The sequence below is a fragment of the Pseudomonas sp. LBUM1662 genome, assembly GCF_059695915.1.
Map to the genome: position 1 here is coordinate 6373373 of NZ_CP166793.1, position 16308 is coordinate 6389680.

Below are 16308 nucleotides of genomic sequence, written 5' to 3' on the forward strand. Positions count from 1 at the left end.
AAAACCCAATGTGGGAGCGGGCTTGCTCGCGAATGCGGTGTGTCAGACAACACTTCTGTCGACTGACACTCCCTCTTCGCGAGCAAGCCCGCTCCCACAGTTGGCCGGCGGTGGAGCTTAGACCGCCATCGGCGCGGTCATCGGTGGGTGATGCTCGTAGCCTTCCAGCGAAAAATCGCTCGGCTCGATCAACTCCAGCCACTCCGGCTGATACTCACCGGTCTTGGCAAACTCCGGCACTCGGTCACTGATCACCAGCTTCGGCATCGGGAACGGCTCGCGCTTGAGCTGTTCGTTCAGCATGTCCAGGTGGTTCTCGTAAACGTGGGCATCACCGATGAAATAGGTGAACCAGCGCGGTGTGTAACCGGTCAGGCGGCCGATCAGGCTCAGCAGCGCGGCGCCTTCGGTGAGGTTGAACGGTGTGCCCAGGCCCAGGTCGTTGGAGCGGATGTAGAGGGTCAAAGAAATCTCTTTGGTCTCTACATTCGGGTGGAACTGGTACAGCAAATGGCACGGCGGCAAGGCCATTTCATCGAGCTGGGCGACGTTCCAGCCGTGGAACAGGATGCGGCGGCTGCCTGGGTCTTTGATGATGGTGTCGACGCACTGGCGGATCTGGTCGATCGCCTTGTACAGAACGACGTAGGCCTGACCGTCTTCTTCGCCTTCGGCGATCTGGCGATAACCCTGGCTCAGGGTCTGCTCGATGGCGGCTTTGTTGCTGACCGGGATCTGCTTGTACGCCGGCCATTTGCGCCATTGCACGCCGTAGATCTCGCCGAGGTCGTCTTCGCCCTGGCGGAACGGGTTGGCCAGCCACTGGGCGTTTTCGTTGGCGTTCTGATCCCAGACCTTGCAGCCCAGCGCACGGAATTCGGCGGCATTGTTCACGCCACGCAGGAAACCGCACATTTCGCCGATGGCCGATTTGAAGGCCATCTTGCGTGTGGTGATCGCCGGGAAACCTTCTTTCAGGTCATAACGCAGCATCGCGCCCGGAAAGCTGATGGTGTTCACGCCTGTACGGTTGGCCTGTTTGGTGCCGTTCTTGATGACGTGGGCGACCAGTTCGAGATATTGCTTCATGAGTTACCTGTGTCCTTGAACCCGGGGTCGTCACCCCGGGATTCGAATTTATACGGCGGCCGCTGGTGTCGCCGGGGCGCGGTGATACGCCAGCCAGATCAGGAACAGCCCGCCGACGATCATCGGTACGCAAAGTACCTGACCCATGGTCAGCCAGTTCCAGGCCAGATAGCCCAGTTGCGCGTCCGGTACGCGGACGAATTCGACGATGAAACGGAAGATGCCGTAGAACAGCGCGAACATCCCGGACACCGCCATGGTCGGCCGCGGCTTGCGCGAGAACAACCAGAGAATGGCGAACAGCGCCACGCCTTCGAGGGCGAACTGATACAGCTGCGACGGGTGACGCGGCAGCTGCGCCGGGTCGCTGAACGGCGGGAAGATCATGGCCCATGGCACGTCGGTCGCCTTGCCCCACAACTCGGCGTTGATGAAGTTGCCGATGCGCCCGGCGCCTAGGCCGATCGGCACCATCGGCGCAACAAAGTCCATCAGCTGGAAGAACGACTTGTTGTTCTTCTTGCCGAACCACAACGCCGCCAGCATCACGCCGATGAAGCCGCCGTGGAACGACATGCCGCCCTTCCACACCTCGAAAATCAGCGTCGGGTTGGCCAGGTAAGCGTGCAGATCGTAGAACAGCACATAGCCCAGGCGTCCGCCGACGATAACGCCCATCGACATCCAGAAGACCATGTCGGAGAGTTTCTCCTTGGTCCAGGTCGGGTCAAAACGGTTGAGCCGGCGCGATGCCAGCAGCCACGCACCGCCGATGCCGATCAGGTACATCAGACCGTACCAGTGGATTTTCAGCGGACCGATGGCCAGGGCCACCGGGTCGATCTGCGGGTAAGGCAGCATTGCGACTCCTTGTTAAAAGTTGAAACCAGAATTCCCGGGCGACGCTGCCACCTCAGGATTAAGCCAGCATTTCGGGCTAGAGAAGGAAGCTCAGGCCTACGCAGAACAGCAAAGCGGCAAACAGCCTTTTCAGCAACTTCGGCGACAGTCTGTGGGCCAGTCGCGCACCGAGACGGGCGAACACCATGCTGGTCAGGGCAATCCCCAGCAACGCCGGCAAATAGATAAAACCGAGACTATGGGCCGGCAGCAGCGGATCGTGCCAGCCCAGAATCATGAAACTTAATGCACTGGCCAAGGCGATGGGCAGACCGCACGCCGACGAAGTCGCTACGGCTTGCTGCATCGGCACGCTGCGCCAGGTCAGGAACGGCACGGTCAACGAGCCACCGCCAATGCCGAAAATCGCCGAGGCCCAGCCAATCACGCTGCCGGCCACGGTGAGACCGAGTTTGCCGGGCACCGTTCGGCTGGCCTTGGGTTTGACGTCCAGCGCCAGTTGCGCGGCAATGATCAGCGCAAATACACCAATGATTTTCTGCAGGTTCGGCCCGGAAATCGCCTCGGCCGTCAGCGCCCCAAAACCGGCGCCCATCAGAATGCCCACGGTCATCCACACGAAAATCGGCCAACGCACGGCGCCGCGACGGTGATGTTCGCGGACCGCATTGACCGACGTAAAGATAATCGTCGCCAGGGATGTGCCGACCGCCAGGTGGGTCAGGATCGAAGCGTCGAAGCCCTGCAAGGTGAAACTGAACACCAGCACCGGGACGATGATGATCCCGCCGCCAACCCCGAACAGCCCGGCCAGCACGCCTGCGCAGGCGCCCAGCGCCAGATAGAGCAGAAATTCCATGACCGCATCCCCAAATAAGTGCCGCATGGTAACGGATGCAGGGGCTCGCGCTCCACTGTGCAAGGCGATGGATCGACAGGCGACGACTGCGTAGAGTGGGCAAAAAACACACAAGGACCACCTTATGTGCCTGATTGTTTTTGCCTGGCGACCGGGCCACGCCCAGCCGCTGATCGTCGCGGCCAACCGCGACGAATTCTATGCCCGGCCCAGCCTGCCCCTGGCGCAATGGCCACACGCCCCGAACGTTTACGCCGGCCGGGATCTGGAAGCGGGCGGCACCTGGCTGGGTATCGGGGCCAACGGGCGCTTTGCGGCGCTGACCAACATTCGTGATCCGCACCAGTCTCCTTCGCGAAAATCCCGGGGTGAGCTGGTGGCCGGTTTTCTTTTAGGCGACATGCCGATAGATGATTATTTGAGCGACGTTGTCGGACGTTCGCTGGAATATGCCGGCTTTAATCTGCTGATCGGCAATACCAACGAACTGTGGTACTTCAATGCGCGGGAGTCTGAGGCGGTGATGCTGGCGCCCGGGGTTTACGGGTTATCGAATGCAGGGCTGGATACGCCCTGGCCAAAACTGCTCAAGGCGCGGTTGGCGCTGGAGGGAGTGTTGGAGGATCCGCAGCCGGAGGCATTACTGGCGTTGCTGAATGATCCGCAGACCGCCCCGTTTGCCGAGTTGCCGGACACCGGGGTCGGGCTGGCGACCGAGACGTTGTTGTCGAGCGTGTTTATTGCCAGCCCCACGTACGGGACGCGGGCGAGTACGGCGTTGATTGTGCAGGCGGACGGGACGCGGCATATGGTCGAACGGAGTTTCGGGCCGTATGGCGGGCATCTTGGGGAAGTGGAGATCAGGGTTTAGATTTGTGGGGTGTTTGAGGATGTCTTCGCGGGCAAGCCTCGCTCCTACAGGGATTACCTGACCCTTGTAGGAGCGAGGCTTGCCCGCGAAGGGGCCATTAGCCTTTTAGAGCGCCTTGACCACAGCCGGATTGACCATCTTCGCCAACCCAAGGTTCTTCAGCGCCAATTGCAGCGAGCTGTGGATAACTTGCGGGTTGTCGATGGTCATCAGCTCGGCCAGCAATTCCTTGGCCTTGCTCAGGTTGATCTGACGCAGCATCCACTTCACTTTCGGCAGGTTGGTGGCGTTCATCGACAGGCTGTCGAAGCCCATCGCCATCAACAGCACCGCTGCCGCCGGGTCACCGGCCATTTCACCACAGATACTCACAGGCTTGCCTTCGGCGTGGGCATCACGCACCACGTTCTGCAACGCTTGCAGCACTGCCGGGTGCAGGTAGTCGTAAAGGTCGGCCACTCGCGGGTTGTTGCGGTCCACCGCCAACAGGTACTGAGTCAAGTCGTTGGAGCCGACCGACAGGAAGTCCACTTGCCGCGCCAGTTCCTTGGTCTGATACACAGCCGCCGGAATCTCGATCATCACGCCAATCGGCGGCATCGGCACGTCGGTGCCTTCGTCGCGGACTTCGCCCCAGGCCCGGTGAATCAGGTGCAGGGCTTCTTCGAGTTCGTGGGTGCCGGAGATCATCGGCAACAGAATCCGCAGATTGTTAAGGCCTTCGCTGGCCTTGAGCATCGCGCGGGTCTGCACCAGGAAGATTTCCGGGTGGTCGAGGGTGACGCGAATGCCGCGCCAGCCGAGGAACGGGTTGTCTTCCTTGATCGGGAAGTACGACAGCGACTTGTCACCGCCGATGTCCAGGCTGCGCATGGTGACCGGTTGAGGATGGAACGCGGCGAGCTGCTCGCGATAAATCGCCAGCTGCTCCTTTTCGCTCGGGAACCTCTGGTTGATCATGAACGGCACTTCGGTGCGGTACAGGCCGACGCCTTCGGCGCCACGCTTCTGCGCTCGCGCCACGTCCGCCAGCAGACCGGTGTTGACCCACAGCGGCATGCGGTGACCATCGAGGGTCACGCACGGCAGGTCGCGCAAGGAGTCGAGACCGAGCGCCAGTTGTTTCTCTTCTTCCACCACTTCGGCGAACTGCTTGCGCAGCACGTCGCTGGGGTTGGTGTAGACCTCGCCGCGATTACCATCGACGATCAGTTCGATGCCGTCGACCTTGGCATACGGCAAGTCGACCAGGCCCATCACCGTCGGGATGCCCATCGCCCGGGCGAGGATCGCGACGTGGGAGTTGCCTGAACCGAGGACCGAGACCAGACCGACCAGCGTGCCTTCCGGCACCTCGCCGAGCATCGCCGGCGTCAGCTCTTCGCTGACCAGAATGGTTTTTTCCGGGTAGACCAGGTTCTGCTGACGCTCTTCCTGCAAATAGGCGAGCAAACGGCGGCCGAGGTCTTTGACGTCCGAGGCGCGCTCACGCAGATAGGCGTCGTCCATCAGTTCGAAACGGTTGACGTGCTCAGTGACCACCTGGCGCAACGCACCCTGGGCCCACTGGCCGGTCTTGATCACCGTGGTCACTTCGTTGCCCAGCGCCTCGTCGGCGAGCATCATCAGATAGACATCGAACAAGGCCCGCTCTTCGGGCCGCAGCTGCGAGGCCAATTTGGCGGACAGGGCGCGCATGTCGGCGCGCACGCCTTCGATGGCGGTCTTGAACAGGCCGAGTTCGGCTTCGATGTCGGTGATGGTCTTGTCGGGCACCACGTCCAGATCGGCCGGCGGCAGCATGACCACCGCGGTCCCGACCGCCGCGCCCGGCGAACCCGGTACGCCGACGAACTTGGCTTCCTGGATGCCTTTGCCTTGACGGCCCAGGCCACGAATCGAACCGGTGGCTTCGGCGTGGGCGATAACGCCGGCAAGCTGCGCGCTCATGGTCACGAGGAAGGCTTCTTCACCTTCATCGAACTGACGGCGTTCTTTTTGCTGGATGACCAACACGCCGACAACGCGGCGGTGGTGAATGATCGGCGCCCCGAGGAAGGAGGCGTAGCGTTCTTCACCGGTCTCGGCGAAGTAACGGTAGCGCGGGTGATCCGCGGCATTTTCGAGGTTCAGGGGTTCTTCACGCGTGCCGACCAGGCCGACCAGACCTTCGTTGGGTGCCATGCTGACTTTGCCGATCGAGCGCTTGTTCAAGCCCTCGGTGGCCATCAGCACGAAGCGGTTGGTCTCAGGGTCAAGCAGGTAGACCGAGCAGACCTGGCTGCCCATGGCCTCTTTGACGCGCAACACAATAATCCCCAACGCCGCCTTGAGATCCTTGGCGGAGTTAACTTCCTGGACGATCTTGCGCAGCGTATTGAGCATGGCTCGGGGTCGAACTCCGTCGTCAGTCGCGCGTTAAAAGGCGCGGGGCAAGCTCTTTGAGAGCGCGTCGATACACCTCGCGCTTGAATGTCACCACCTGGCCCAACGGATACCAATAACTGACCCAGCGCCAGCCATCGAACTCCGGTTTACCGGTCAAATCCATCCGCACCCGCTGCTCGTTGGAGATCAGGCGCAGGAGAAACCATTTCTGTTTCTGGCCGATGCACAGCGGTTGGCTGTGCGTCCTGACCAGACGTTGCGGCAAACGATAGCGCAACCAGCCCCGGGTGCAGGCGAGAATTTCAACATCTTCGCGCTCAAGACCCACTTCTTCGTTCAACTCGCGATACAAGGCGTCTTCCGGCGTCTCCTGGGGGTTGATCCCGCCCTGTGGAAACTGCCAGGCATCTTGATTGATACGGCGAGCCCATAGCACCTGTCCGGCATCATTCGTGAGAATGATCCCGACATTGGGGCGGAAACCATCGGGGTCGATCACGGCAACAACCTCGCAAACGCATGTCGCCGCATTGTTCCACAAAGGTTGTGAAGGCAGCAACGAGCCGACCTACCTTATGTGCACTCTTGTGAAAAGTCCGTATTCTGGACGCCTTTCTACAGACTTTTCAGCGAGTAACTGCAATGCGGCTGGCTTTATTCGACTTGGACAACACGCTTTTGGGCGGTGACAGTGACCACGCCTGGGGCGATTACCTGTGCGAGCGCGGTTTCCTCGACGCCGTCGCCTACAAGGCACGCAACGACGAGTTTTATCAGGACTACCTGGCCGGCAAGCTGGATAACGACGCTTACCTGAACTTCTGCCTGGAAGTCCTCGGCCGCACCGAGATGGCCACGCTGGATCAATGGCACCGCGATTACATGCGCGATTGCATCGAGCCGATCGTGCTGCCCAAGGCGATTGAACTGCTGGCCAGGCACCGTGAAGCTGGCGACAAACTGGTGATCATCACCGCGACCAACCGCTTCGTCACCGGGCCGATTGCCCAGCGTCTGGGGGTTGAAACCCTGATCGCCACGGAATGCGAGATGGTTGACGGCCGGTATACCGGGCGCAGCACCGATGTTCCGTGCTTTCGCGAAGGCAAGGTCACGCGGTTGAATCGTTGGCTGGAAGAGACCGGGTATTCGCTGGAGGACAGCTATTTCTACAGCGACTCGATGAATGATTTGCCGTTGCTGGAGCAAGTGGCGAATCCGGTGGCGGTCGATCCTGATCCGAATTTGCGCGCCGAAGCCGAGAAGCGTGGCTGGCCGGTGATGACTCTGCGCGACTGATATCGCCTTCGCGGGCAAGCCTCGCTCCTACGGATAACCTAAATCCTGTAGGAGCGAGGCTTGCCCGCGAATGGGTCAACGCGGTCCAACGCCTTAAACCGGCTTGGCACCCATCAACCCGGCAATCGCGATGAAACAGACGAAGCTGAACAGTGCGAGGGCAAAGGTGAACTTGCCATTGCTTCCCGGAGCAGTTCGTAGCCGATTCAACCGCACCAACAGCCAGAACCACGCCAACGCCGCCAAGGTGTAAAGCACACTCGACGCCAGCAACCACGTCTGCCCGAGCGGCCAGCCCACCAGATGCACCATCCACCACCCCGTGAACGGCATGCTCACCAGCGCCAGCCCCATCAACAGCCAGATCAGCACCCGCGGCCGCTGTAACGTGCGGGCAGGTGCCGTCGCATCGCCATTACGCCGCGTGCGCCACACCCAGATACCCAGACCCAGCGCGCACACCAGCAACACGACCGTCGCCACCATGTGTGAGATTTTCAGGGCGGTTAACGTATCCATGGTTCGATTTCCTTATGACCTGTCGATCAGCGTAGCCGCTCAGCCAAGAAACAGCTGATAGGCCGGGTTGTCGCTTTCATCCCAGTACGGGTAGCCGATTTCCTCAAGTGCTGCAGGAACCAGATGACGTTCGTCGTGAGGCACTTGCAGGCCCGCGACCACACGGCCATCCGCTGCGCCGTGGTTGCGGTAGTGGAACATCGAGATGTTCCAGCGCCCGCCAAGTTTGTTGAGGAAGTTGAACAGCGCACCCGGACGCTCCGGGAATTCGAAGCGCAGAATCACTTCATCGACCACGTGGGCCGCGCGACCGCCCACCATGTGGCGAATGTGCAGCTTGGCCAGTTCGTTATCGGTGAGGTCCAGCACCGGGAAACCCTGCTCGCCGAGGCTGGCGATCAGCGCACTGCGCGGGTCGGTTTCCGGATGCGTCTGCACGCCGACGAAGATGTGCGCTTCGCTGCCGGTGTTGTAGCGATAGTTGAATTCGGTGATCTGGCGTTTGCCGATGGCTTCGCAGAACGCCTTGAAACTGCCCGGTTTCTCGGGGATGGTCACGGCGATGATCGCCTCGCGACCTTCGCCCAGCTCGGCGCGTTCGGCGACATGGCGCAGGCGGTCGAAGTTGACGTTGGCGCCGGAGTCGATGGCCACAAAAGTGTGCCCGGTGACGCCGCGCTGCTCGACGTACTTCTTGATCCCCGCCACGCCCAAGGCGCCGGCAGGCTCGGTGATCGAGCGGGTATCGTCGTAGATGTCCTTGATCGCCGCGCAGATTTCATCGGTACTCACGGTGATCACTTCATCGACGTAGTCTTTGCAGATGTCGAAGGTGTGCTGACCGATCTGCGCCACCGCCACGCCATCGGCGAACAGGCCCACGGTCGGCAGCACCACGCGCTCGCCGGCCGCCATGGCTGCTTGCAGGCAGTTGGAATCGTCCGGCTCGACGCCGATGATCTTGATTTCCGGGCGCAGGTATTTCACGTACGCCGCGATCCCGGCGATCAGCCCGCCGCCGCCCACCGGAACGAAGATCGCGTCCAGACGCCCCGGGTGCTGGCGCAGAATCTCCATCGCCACCGTGCCCTGCCCGGCAATGGTGTGGGGATCGTCGTAGGGGTGGATGTAGACGTAGCCTTTTTCGTCGACCAGTTTCAGCGAGTAGGCCAGCGCTTCCGGGAACGAATCCCCGTGCAGCACCACTTTGCCGCCACGTGAACGCACGCCTTCGACTTTGATTTCCGGGGTGGTCTTGGGCATGACGATGGTGGCTTTCACTCCCAACACTTTCGCCGCCAGGGCCAGGCCCTGCGCGTGGTTGCCCGCCGAGGCGGTGACCACGCCACGAGCGCGCTCTTCATCGCTCAACTGCGTCAGCTTGTTGTAGGCGCCGCGAATCTTGAACGAGAACACCGGCTGCAAGTCTTCGCGCTTAAGCAAAATGGAGTTGCCCAGCCGCTCGGAGAGCTGGCGGGCAGTCTGCAATGGGGTTTCCACGGCAACGTCATAAACGCGCGAGGTGAGGATCTTTTTGACGTACTGTTCGAGCATCGGAAAGCATCACTGAGCGGGTTGGGCAGGGCCAAGGAGTCTAACCCGGCTTTCGGCCGGACGACCACACTTGTAGGAGCGAGGCTTGCCCGCGAAAGCGATCTGACTGCCAACATTTACGCTGCATGTAACGACCTCTTCGCGGGCAAGCCTCGCTCCTACGGGTCACGGTCACGGTTGGGGGTGCCGGTAACGGTCACAGCCTGCCAATCGGGCAATGACCTTCCCTGCCCCGAAGCCTATAATGCCGGCCTTTCGTTCCCTCCTTCGGCACCTCGGAGCCCGCATGACCCAGGATCAACTCAAACAGGCAGTGGCTCAGGCCGCCGTCGACTTCATCCTCCCGAAACTCGACGACAAGAGCGTCGTCGGGGTCGGCACCGGCTCCACCGCCAACTGCTTCATCGACGCCCTGGCCAAGCACAAAGGCGCATTCGATGGCGCAGTCGCCAGTTCCGAAGCCACCGCCGCCCGCCTCAAGGGCCACGGCATTCCGGTGTATGAGCTCAACACTGTCAGCGATCTGGAGTTCTACGTCGATGGCGCCGATGAAAGCGACGAGCACCTGAACCTGATCAAGGGCGGCGGCGCGGCCCTGACCCGCGAGAAGATTGTCGCGGCCGTGGCCAAGACCTTCATCTGCATCGCTGACGGCAGCAAGCTGGTGCCAGTACTTGGCGCGTTCCCGCTGCCGGTCGAAGTGATCCCGATGGCCCGCAGCCACGTGGCGCGCGAGCTGGTGAAACTGGGCGGCGACCCGGTTTACCGTGAAGGCGTGCTGACCGACAACGGCAACATCATCCTCGACGTGTTCAACATGCAGATCACCAACCCGGTGGAGCTGGAAACGCAGATCAACGCGATTGTGGGCGTGGTCACCAATGGCTTGTTCGCGGCGCGTCCGGCGGATTTGCTGCTGCTGGGCACCAGTGAAGGCGTTAAAACCCTGCGCGCTCAGTAAGCCAAACGCAAAACCTGTGGGAGCGGGCTTGCTCGCGAATGCGGTGTGTCAGTTGATAGAGATGTCGACTGACACACCGCATTCGCGAGCAAGCCCGCTCCCACATTGGTTTTGCGGTGTTGGTCAGGGTTGTGCTGGTTTTTTGAAGACGTAGAAAAGGTTGGGTTCGCTGACCAGGTACATCGTGCCGTCGTCATCCATGGCGATGCCCTCCGCTTGCGGCACAGTCTTTTGCAACCCTTGGCGCCCTTTGCTCAATGACATGGTGCTCAGCGGTCGCCCGTCCACATCCAGTTCCAGAATCAGCCGCGACTCGTCGGACAGTGCCAGTAAATGGCCGCTGCGCTCGTCGTATTGCAGGCTCGACAGGTCTCGCACGAACATCCCGGCATCGCGCTTGGGGTTGTTGACCACGTGCACCGCGTAGGATTTCTCCGGGTTGTAATGCGGGAAGCCCTGCACTTCGTAGATCAGCATCGGGTCGCGCTCCTTGGCGACAAACAGGCGCTTGCCCACCGAATCGTAAGCCAGGCCTTCGAAACCCTTGTTGCCGCTCATGTGCACACCGAGGGTCATCTGCTCGGCATCCGCCGCGTCGAGGAAGGTTGTGTCCTTCTCCAGATGAATCTTGATCAGCCGCTGCTCGCGCTCATCGGTAATCACATAAGTGTCGGCGCTGATGAACTCAACCGCCTCAGGATCACCGAAGCCCACCAGCGGAATGCGTCGAATGATCTGGCCGTCCAGCGACAGCTCGATCAGCTCGGCGTTTTTGTTGGTGACGGTGAACAGGCTTTTGCGCACCGGATCGAAGGTCAGCGCGGAAACGTCGTCGTTCAGCCCGTCGATGACCCGGGCTTCGATTTCCACCCGATATTGGTCCAGGCCGATGGACTCGCTGCTTAACGGTTGCCAGAGGGTGTGCAGGTTGAACCAGGCGCGCTCGAACAGACGCATGTATTGACCGATCGCAACCAGCACGACCAGTGCAATCACTGTCAGGATCAAAATAAGGGGTTTGGGACGGGCAAGTCGGCGCATTAAGGCGAGCTCGGAAACAGAAACAGGCGGATGAAATATCACGCCTGTATGAATTCAAGCTTAATGGCCAGTTGCCTTTGACCACAACTGCTGGATTCGGAGCGCCTACTTCTGCTTTTCGAAACGGTAGAACAGGTTCGGCTCACTCACCATGTACAGGTTGCCCGCATCGTCCATGGTCACGCCTTCGGCACGGGGAATGGTCTTCTTCAAGCCGTTGAAGCCGCCCAGCAAGGTCATGAAGCTGACCTGCTCGCCCTTCTCGTCCAGCTCCAGCAACAAGTGGGAGTCGGCGGACAGCGCCAGGGTATGGCCCGTGCGCGGATCGACGGCCAGCCCCGACAGGTTGCGGATGTCCAGCTCATCATCGGCGAGTTTCTGCTTGTCCCCCTTGAGGATCTGGCTGCCGTCGCTTTTCCAGCTGAACAGCGCCGGCGGACGCTCCTCACCCAGGAGGATTTGCTGATTGCGCGGGTCATAGACGATGGCTTCGAAGGCCTTGTTCTGGTCTTTCGAAGGGCCGAGGTCGTATTTCGGGAAGTTGGCGATGTTCAGCTCGCGCGTGTCGGCATCGACCTTGACGATGGAAAGCATGTGTTCACGCTCATCGACGATGGCCAGCAGACCATTGCCCATTACGGTCAGGCCTTCCGGGTTGCTCCAGCCCACCAGCGGCATTTTGCGCAGGACGTCGCCCTGCAAGCTCAGCTCAACGAGGAACGGGTTCTTGCCCATGACCGAAAACAGGGTTTTGGTTTGCGGGTCGTAGGCCAGGTCCGACGCTTCGTCCTTCTCCATGCCCGGCAGCAACTTGGCGTCGATCACTGCGCGGTAATCCGGCAGCCAGATACTTTCCTGACGCTCGGCCGGGCTTTCAAAACGCTCACGCAGCCAGAGCACACCACGATCGTCCCAATGCATCGCAAAGGCGAGGCCATAAGCGGCGGCCGCCACCAGCAAAAGCCAGGAATACCAACGCATGACGAAGCGCGAGCGACGGGCAGTTTTGACAGTGGGCAGCGGTCGGGTGGCCATTCAGGATGCGTTCCAGAAATTCAGGCTACGGGTAATAGCACAATTGGGACCGGCTCAGACGCCAGAATCCGCGGAATTATCCAGACAAGATGTGAAAAAAACGGGAAATGGCGGGATTGCCCTTCCGGAAAACCACAAAACAAATGTGGGAGCGGCGGTGCGACGATTCGACTTGCTCGCGAATGCGGTGTGTCAGCCGACGTATGAGTTGCCTGACATACCGAATTCGCGAGCAAGCCCGCTCCCACAGAGGGTTTGCGGTGTTGCGGTTAGCGCACGCTGCTGGTGAAGCTGCTGGCGCCGGGCAATTCGATCACCAGTTCATCACCGACATTCAGCGGGCCGACGCCCACTGGCGTGCCGGTCAGGATCACGTCACCGGCCTGTAGCGAGAAGCAGCCGGCCATGTGCTGGATCATCGGCACGATCGGGTTGAGCATCGCGCTGCTGTTGCCGTCCTGGCGCACTTCGCCATTGATGGTCAGGCGGATGCCGATGTCGGTCAGGTCGGCAAAGGTGCTGCCGGACACGAACGGCGCAATCACCGCCGCGCCGTCGAAAGACTTGGCGATTTCCCACGGCAGGCCCTTGGATTTCAGCTCGGCCTGCTTATCGCGCAAGGTCAGGTCCAGTGCCGGGGCGAAGCCGGAGATCGCATCCAGCACTTCTTCACGGCTTGGCTTGGTCGACAACGGCTTGCCGATCAACACCGCGATTTCCGCTTCGTAATGCACCGAACCGCGCTCGGTCGGAATGCTGAAACCGCCTTCCAGCGGCACTACGCAACTGCCTGGCTTGATGAACAGCAGCGGCTCTGTAGGCACCGGGTTGTCCAGTTCCTTGGCGTGTTCGGCATAGTTACGGCCGATGCACACCACTTTCCCCAGCGGGAAATGAATACGCGTACCGTCGACATACTGGTGCTGATAGCTCATTTCCGACTCCTGTTTCGTAGCTCGTAAGTTCGAAAGTCAAACAGCGAAGATTTTGCCCGGGTTCATGATGCCGTTCGGGTCGAACACCGCTTTGACCGCTTTCATGTACTCGATTTCGACCGGCGAGCGGCTGTAGGTCAAGTAATCACGTTTGGTCATGCCCACGCCATGTTCGGCGGAAATCGAGCCGTTGTACTTCTCGACGGTTTCGAACACCCACTTGTTGACGGTGGCGCACTTGGCGAAGAACTCGTCCTTGCTCAGGTTATCCGGCTTGAGGATGTTCAAGTGCAGATTGCCGTCGCCGATGTGGCCGAACCAGACGATTTCGAAGTCCGGGTAGTGTTCGCCGACGATCGCGTCAATTTCCTTCAGGAACGCCGGGACTTTCGATACGGTGACCGAAATGTCGTTCTTGTACGGCGTCCAGTGGGAGATGGTTTCGGAGATGTATTCGCGCAGCTTCCACAGATTCTGCAGCTGGGTTTCGCTCTGGCTCATCACGCCGTCCAGCACCCAGCCCTGCTCGACGCAGTGTTCGAAGGTTTCCAGGGCGTGGTTGGCCACTTCTTCGGTGGTCGCTTCGAATTCCAGCAGCGCGTAGAACGGGCAATCGGTTTCAAACGCTGCCGGCACGTCACCGCGGGCCATGACCTTGGCGAGGGCTTTGTCGGAGAAGAATTCGAAGGCGGTCAGGTCGAGTTTGCTCTGGAATGCGTGCAGCACCGGCATGATCGAGTCGAAATCGGCGGTGCCGAGGACCATCGCAGTGAGGTTTTTCGGCGCCCGATCCAGACGCATGGTCGCTTCGACCACAAAACCGAGGGTGCCTTCGGCGCCGATGAACAGCTGACGCAGGTCGTAGCCGGTGGCGTTCTTGATCAGGTCGCGGTTCAGTTCCAGCAGGTCGCCCTTGCCGGTGACGACTTTCATGCCGGCCACCCAGTTGCGAGTCATGCCGTAGCGAATCACCTTGATCCCGCCGGCATTGGTGCCGATATTGCCGCCAATCTGGCTTGAACCTGCAGAGGCGAAGTCGACCGGGTAATACAGGCCTTTTTCTTCGGCAACGTTCTGCAGATGCTCGGTGACCACGCCTGGCTGGCACACGGCTGTGCGGTCGGTGAGGTTCACGTCGAGAATCTGGTTCATGTAGTCGAACGACACAACCACTTCGCCGTTGGCCGCCACGGCAGCGGCGGACAGTCCGGTGCGACCGCCGGACGGCACCAGCGCCACCTTGTGCGTGTTGGCCCAACGAACAATGGCCTGGACCTGCTCGGTGGTCTTGGGAAACACGATGGCCGTGGGAGCCGGGGCGAAATGCTTGGTCCAATCCTTGCCATAAGCATTCAGGGAGTCGGCGTCGGTCAGCACCTTGCCAGGCTCAACCAGGGTCTTCAGCTCATCAATCAGGGCAGGATTGGTCATCGACAGAACTCTCGAACAATTCATGGTCATCCTGAGAACGCTTCACGTCGCAGGAATGAGTGTTTAGCGGGGTGCGTATGCTAGCATACCGACCCCGCAGGGTAGTGCCCAACGGCTATTCTGTGGCGACGGCTTTCTTGCCGTCGGGGTCAGCGTCTGTTGACCATTTCCTGCCATTTTTCTCCGGGATACAGGTTTACGCAGATGAGCAAGACTTCTCTCGATAAGAGCAAGATCAAGTTCCTTCTTCTCGAAGGCGTCCACCAATCGGCTGTCGACGTTCTCAAGTCGGCGGGCTACACCAGCATCGAGTACCTCACTGGTTCTCTGCCGGAAGCCCAGCTGAAGGAAAAGATCGCTGATGCGCACTTCATCGGCATTCGCTCCCGCACTCAACTGACCGAAGAGATCTTCGATCACGCGAAGAAACTGGTGGCTGTCGGCTGTTTCTGCATCGGCACCAACCAGGTCGACCTGAACGCGGCTCGCGAACGCGGTATCGCGGTGTTCAACGCTCCGTACTCCAACACTCGCTCCGTTGCCGAGCTGGTGCTGGCCGAAGCGATCCTGTTGCTGCGCGGCATTCCTGAGAAAAACGCTTCCTGCCACCGTGGCGGCTGGATCAAGAGCGCGGCCAACTCCTTCGAGATCCGCGGCAAGAAGCTGGGCATCGTCGGTTACGGCTCGATCGGTACTCAATTGTCGGTCCTGGCTGAAGGCCTGGGCATGCAGGTGTACTTCTACGACACCGTGACCAAGCTACCATTGGGCAACGCGACTCAGGTCGGTAACCTGACCGAGCTGCTGGGCATGTCCGACATCGTCACCCTGCACGTTCCGGAAACCGCGGCGACCCAGTGGATGATCGGCAAGAAGGAAATCCGCGCCATCAAGAAGGGCGGCATCCTGATCAACGCGGCTCGCGGCACTGTGGTCGAACTGGACGCTCTGGCGGACGCGATCAAGGACAAGCACCTGATCGGCGCGGCCATCGACGTATTCCCGGTAGAGCCTCGCTCCAACGACGAAGAGTTCGAAAGCCCGCTGCGTGGCCTGGACAACGTGATCCTGACCCCGCACATCGGCGGTTCCACCGCTGAAGCGCAAGCCAACATCGGTCTGGAAGTGGCAGAGAAACTGGTCAAGTACAGCGACAACGGTACGTCGGTATCGTCCGTGAACTTCCCGGAAGTGGCCCTGCCGGCTCACCCTGGCAAGCACCGCCTGCTGCACATCCACGAAAACATCCCGGGTGTGATGAGCGAGATCAACAAGGTCTTCGCCGAAAACGGCATCAACATCTCCGGTCAGTTCCTGCAGACCAACGAGAAAGTCGGCTACGTGGTGATCGACGTCGACGCCGATTACTCGGAAATTGCCCAAGAGAAGCTGCAGCACATCAACGGCACCATTCGTTGCCGCGTGTTGTTCTGATAGCGACTTGAGCGACAAAAAAAGGGAGCCT

The 16308-nt window shown here is 60.4% G+C and carries 15 protein-coding genes; 4 read left to right on the forward strand and 11 right to left on the reverse strand.

Annotated elements, in window-relative coordinates; translation table 11 throughout:
- Positions 1 to 117: 117 nt before the first annotated feature.
- From ACA049_RS29075 to ACA049_RS29085, 3 genes are all read right to left on the reverse strand, one after another.
- Positions 118 to 1089, reverse strand: coding sequence for a thymidylate synthase (locus tag ACA049_RS29075; protein ID WP_497331671.1), 972 nt, complete (start codon positions 1087 to 1089; stop codon positions 118 to 120).
- A 48-nt stretch (positions 1090 to 1137) separates the two neighbouring features.
- Positions 1138 to 1950, reverse strand: a complete 813-nt coding sequence (gene lgt, locus ACA049_RS29080; protein ID WP_109635668.1) for a prolipoprotein diacylglyceryl transferase — start codon at positions 1948 to 1950, stop codon at positions 1138 to 1140.
- A 76-nt stretch (positions 1951 to 2026) separates the two neighbouring features.
- On the reverse strand, positions 2027 to 2809 hold the full coding sequence (locus ACA049_RS29085) for a sulfite exporter TauE/SafE family protein (protein WP_497331673.1): 783 nt from the start codon (positions 2807 to 2809) through the stop codon (positions 2027 to 2029).
- A gap of 124 nt (positions 2810 to 2933) precedes the next feature.
- Between ACA049_RS29085 and ACA049_RS29090 the strand changes: the two genes are divergently transcribed.
- The gene (locus tag ACA049_RS29090; RefSeq protein WP_497331675.1) at positions 2934 to 3680 is read left to right on the forward strand and encodes an NRDE family protein; all 747 of its coding nucleotides are present in this window, start codon (positions 2934 to 2936) and stop codon (positions 3678 to 3680) included.
- Between the two features lie 105 nt (positions 3681 to 3785).
- On the opposite strand, the gene ptsP is transcribed toward ACA049_RS29090, so the two are convergent.
- Positions 3786 to 6065, reverse strand: a complete 2280-nt coding sequence (ptsP, locus tag ACA049_RS29095; RefSeq protein ID WP_497331677.1) for a phosphoenolpyruvate--protein phosphotransferase — start codon at positions 6063 to 6065, stop codon at positions 3786 to 3788.
- A gap of 22 nt (positions 6066 to 6087) precedes the next feature.
- Complete coding sequence (locus ACA049_RS29100; RefSeq protein ID WP_007945562.1) at positions 6088 to 6567, reverse strand: RNA pyrophosphohydrolase; 480 nt, start codon at positions 6565 to 6567, stop codon at positions 6088 to 6090.
- Between the two features lie 143 nt (positions 6568 to 6710).
- Here ACA049_RS29100 and ACA049_RS29105 point away from each other — a divergent pair, with 143 nt between their 5' ends.
- Positions 6711 to 7367, forward strand: coding sequence for a histidinol-phosphatase (locus ACA049_RS29105; protein WP_497331679.1), 657 nt, complete (start codon positions 6711 to 6713; stop codon positions 7365 to 7367).
- 93 nt (positions 7368 to 7460) lie between these two features.
- Here the strand turns inward: ACA049_RS29105 and ACA049_RS29110 are convergent, their stop codons facing one another.
- Positions 7461 to 7886: a DUF2269 domain-containing protein gene (locus ACA049_RS29110; RefSeq protein WP_497331681.1), complete on the reverse strand. Its 426-nt coding sequence runs from the start codon at positions 7884 to 7886 to the stop codon at positions 7461 to 7463.
- A 39-nt stretch (positions 7887 to 7925) separates the two neighbouring features.
- Positions 7926 to 9440: a threonine ammonia-lyase, biosynthetic gene (gene ilvA / locus ACA049_RS29115; protein WP_497331683.1), complete on the reverse strand. Its 1515-nt coding sequence runs from the start codon at positions 9438 to 9440 to the stop codon at positions 7926 to 7928.
- Between the two features lie 286 nt (positions 9441 to 9726).
- On the opposite strand from ilvA, the gene rpiA reads away from it, so the two are divergent.
- Positions 9727 to 10401 (forward strand): ribose-5-phosphate isomerase RpiA, encoded by a 675-nt coding sequence (rpiA, locus tag ACA049_RS29120; RefSeq protein WP_497331685.1) that lies wholly within the window; start codon positions 9727 to 9729, stop codon positions 10399 to 10401.
- Between the two features lie 123 nt (positions 10402 to 10524).
- On the opposite strand, the gene ACA049_RS29125 is transcribed toward rpiA, so the two are convergent.
- The 4 genes from ACA049_RS29125 to ACA049_RS29140 all read right to left on the reverse strand — a co-directional run bounded on the left by ACA049_RS29125 (position 10525) and on the right by ACA049_RS29140 (position 14843).
- Positions 10525 to 11442: an SdiA-regulated domain-containing protein gene (locus ACA049_RS29125; RefSeq protein WP_497331687.1), complete on the reverse strand. Its 918-nt coding sequence runs from the start codon at positions 11440 to 11442 to the stop codon at positions 10525 to 10527.
- A gap of 105 nt (positions 11443 to 11547) precedes the next feature.
- Positions 11548 to 12477: an SdiA-regulated domain-containing protein gene (locus tag ACA049_RS29130; protein WP_497331689.1), complete on the reverse strand. Its 930-nt coding sequence runs from the start codon at positions 12475 to 12477 to the stop codon at positions 11548 to 11550.
- A 269-nt stretch (positions 12478 to 12746) separates the two neighbouring features.
- Complete coding sequence (locus tag ACA049_RS29135) at positions 12747 to 13412, reverse strand: fumarylacetoacetate hydrolase family protein (protein ID WP_084320379.1); 666 nt, start codon at positions 13410 to 13412, stop codon at positions 12747 to 12749.
- A 36-nt stretch (positions 13413 to 13448) separates the two neighbouring features.
- Positions 13449 to 14843 (reverse strand): D-2-hydroxyglutarate dehydrogenase, encoded by a 1395-nt coding sequence (locus ACA049_RS29140; RefSeq protein WP_497331691.1) that lies wholly within the window; start codon positions 14841 to 14843, stop codon positions 13449 to 13451.
- 204 nt (positions 14844 to 15047) lie between these two features.
- Between ACA049_RS29140 and serA the strand changes: the two genes are divergently transcribed.
- Positions 15048 to 16277 carry a phosphoglycerate dehydrogenase gene (serA, locus tag ACA049_RS29145; RefSeq protein ID WP_497331693.1) on the forward strand — a complete coding sequence of 410 codons (1230 nt, stop codon included), beginning with the start codon at positions 15048 to 15050 and terminating at the stop codon, positions 16275 to 16277.
- Positions 16278 to 16308: the final 31 nt, after the last annotated feature.

Excerpts from the sequence above, each read along its gene's own strand:
- ilvA (WP_497331683.1), bottom strand. The coding sequence starts at position 9,440 with ATGCTCGAACAGTACGTCAAAAAGATCCTCACCTCGCGCGTTTATGAC.
- ACA049_RS29085 (WP_497331673.1), bottom strand. The coding sequence starts at position 2,809 with ATGGAATTTCTGCTCTATCTGGCGCTGGGCGCCTGCGCAGGCGTGCTG.
- ACA049_RS29105 (WP_497331679.1), top strand. The coding sequence starts at position 6,711 with ATGCGGCTGGCTTTATTCGACTTGGACAACACGCTTTTGGGCGGTGAC.
- lgt (WP_109635668.1), bottom strand. The coding sequence starts at position 1,950 with ATGCTGCCTTACCCGCAGATCGACCCGGTGGCCCTGGCCATCGGTCCG.
- ACA049_RS29075 (WP_497331671.1), bottom strand. The coding sequence starts at position 1,089 with ATGAAGCAATATCTCGAACTGGTCGCCCACGTCATCAAGAACGGCACC.
- ACA049_RS29140 (WP_497331691.1), bottom strand. The coding sequence starts at position 14,843 with ATGACCAATCCTGCCCTGATTGATGAGCTGAAGACCCTGGTTGAGCCT.
- ACA049_RS29125 (WP_497331687.1), bottom strand. The coding sequence starts at position 11,442 with ATGCGCCGACTTGCCCGTCCCAAACCCCTTATTTTGATCCTGACAGTG.
- ptsP (WP_497331677.1), bottom strand. The coding sequence starts at position 6,065 with ATGCTCAATACGCTGCGCAAGATCGTCCAGGAAGTTAACTCCGCCAAG.
- ACA049_RS29135 (WP_084320379.1), bottom strand. The coding sequence starts at position 13,412 with ATGAGCTATCAGCACCAGTATGTCGACGGTACGCGTATTCATTTCCCG.
- ACA049_RS29090 (WP_497331675.1), top strand. The coding sequence starts at position 2,934 with ATGTGCCTGATTGTTTTTGCCTGGCGACCGGGCCACGCCCAGCCGCTG.
- ACA049_RS29110 (WP_497331681.1), bottom strand. The coding sequence starts at position 7,886 with ATGGATACGTTAACCGCCCTGAAAATCTCACACATGGTGGCGACGGTC.
- ACA049_RS29130 (WP_497331689.1), bottom strand. The coding sequence starts at position 12,477 with ATGGCCACCCGACCGCTGCCCACTGTCAAAACTGCCCGTCGCTCGCGC.
- serA (WP_497331693.1), top strand. The coding sequence starts at position 15,048 with ATGAGCAAGACTTCTCTCGATAAGAGCAAGATCAAGTTCCTTCTTCTC.
- rpiA (WP_497331685.1), top strand. The coding sequence starts at position 9,727 with ATGACCCAGGATCAACTCAAACAGGCAGTGGCTCAGGCCGCCGTCGAC.